Origin of the sequence: Klebsiella sp. Ech2A (genome assembly GCF_030078455.1) — a bacterium.
Classification (GTDB): Bacteria; Pseudomonadota; Gammaproteobacteria; order Enterobacterales; family Enterobacteriaceae; genus Klebsiella; species Klebsiella terrigena.
In genome coordinates this window covers 1-1,328 of sequence record NZ_JAQGFU010000425.1, presented here as the reverse complement: position 1 = coordinate 1,328, position 1,328 = coordinate 1, and the positions used below count along the sequence as shown (strand labels likewise).

Here is a 1,328-nt window from a genome sequence, read left to right as displayed (position 1 = left end):
CTGGTGGACTCCATGTAGAGCATATGGTCAACGCCGTTGAGCTGGGTTTCCAGCGGCGCGGCGATGGCCTCGGCGACGTCTGCCGCGCTGGCGCCCGGCCAGCTGGCGCTGACGCTAATCACCGGCGGCGTAATCTGTGGATACTGCTCAACCGGAATCAGCTTCAGCGCCACCGCGCCGGCAAAGGTTATCAGCAGCGCAATCACCATCGCAAAGCGCGGGCGACGGATAAAAAACGTCAGCATCCCTTCTCCTTTCTTATTTCAGTAGCCGCACGGCGGCGCCGTCACGCAGGCGCTGTACGCCTTCCGTCACCACGCGCTCGCCAACGTCCAGCCCCTGCGCGACCGCGTAGCGCTGTCCCTGCTGCTCGCCGAGCGTCAGCCGACGCAGCGCGGCGGTGTTATCTTCCGTCAGCACCCAGCTGTAGAAGCCCTGCGCGTCCTGCTGCACCGCCGCCAGCGGGATGGTCAGGCTTTCCTGCTGCTGGCGCGGGCGCAAAATCACCGTCACGCTGCCGCCCGGCAGCAGGCGATGCTGCGGATTAGCAAACTCGGCGCGCATCACGACGCTGGCGGTGCGGCTGTCGATGCGGTTATCCACCGAGGTCAGCACCCCCTCTTCGCGCGCGCCGCCGGGGGCAATCAACGCCTGCCACGCCTGCTTCAGCGCGCCGATATCGTCATGCTGCCCCGCCTTACTGTAAAAAGCGTTTTCATCTAAGGCGAAAGAGACGCGGATCGGGTCGAGCTGGACGATATCCACCAGCGCGCCGCTGGCCGGATTCACCAGGCTGCCGACGTGAAACGGGCTATGGCCCACGCGCCCGGTCACCGGCGAATCAATGCGGGTGTAGCCGAGCGTTATCTGCTGCGCGGCAACCCGCGCCTGCGCCTGCTCCACCGCGGCGGCGGCGACATCGCGCTGCATCTGCGCGTTATCGACATCGTTGCGGCTAATCGAGTGGTTGTTTTTCAGGCGCTGATAGCGGCTCAGCAGCTGTTCTGCCTGGCGCAGCGAAGCCCGGGCGCTTTTCAGCTCGGCCTGGGCCAGCGCCAGCGCGGCACGGGGCTGGGCGTCATCGAGGGTAAAGAGGCGGTCGCCCTGCCTGACGTACTGGCCGTCCGCGAAGTGGCGCTCGACGATGGCGCCTTCGGTACGGGCGCGGATCTCGACCGCGTGAATCGCCTCGACGCGTCCGGGGATCTGCCGCTCATCGACGTGGGCGGCGCGCTCGACGGTCGCTACGCGAACCGGAATCGCCGGCGCCGCGGCGGCGCTGAGGGCGTAGCCGGCCAGGCCGCAGGCCAGGAAGGCGCAGCGGAACA

The 1,328-nt window shown here is 67.2% G+C and carries 2 protein-coding genes; both read right to left on the bottom strand.

Translation table 11 applies throughout. The annotated features are described in order from the left end of the window. The coding region (locus PFH44_RS27680; RefSeq protein ID WP_283826854.1) for an efflux RND transporter permease subunit at nt 1-245 on the bottom strand (245 nt) is incomplete at its 3' end. A gap of 13 nt (nt 246-258) precedes the next feature. After that, a partial coding sequence (locus tag PFH44_RS27675) for an efflux RND transporter periplasmic adaptor subunit (protein ID WP_283826853.1) occupies nt 259-1,328 on the bottom strand: 1,070 nt, incomplete at its 5' end.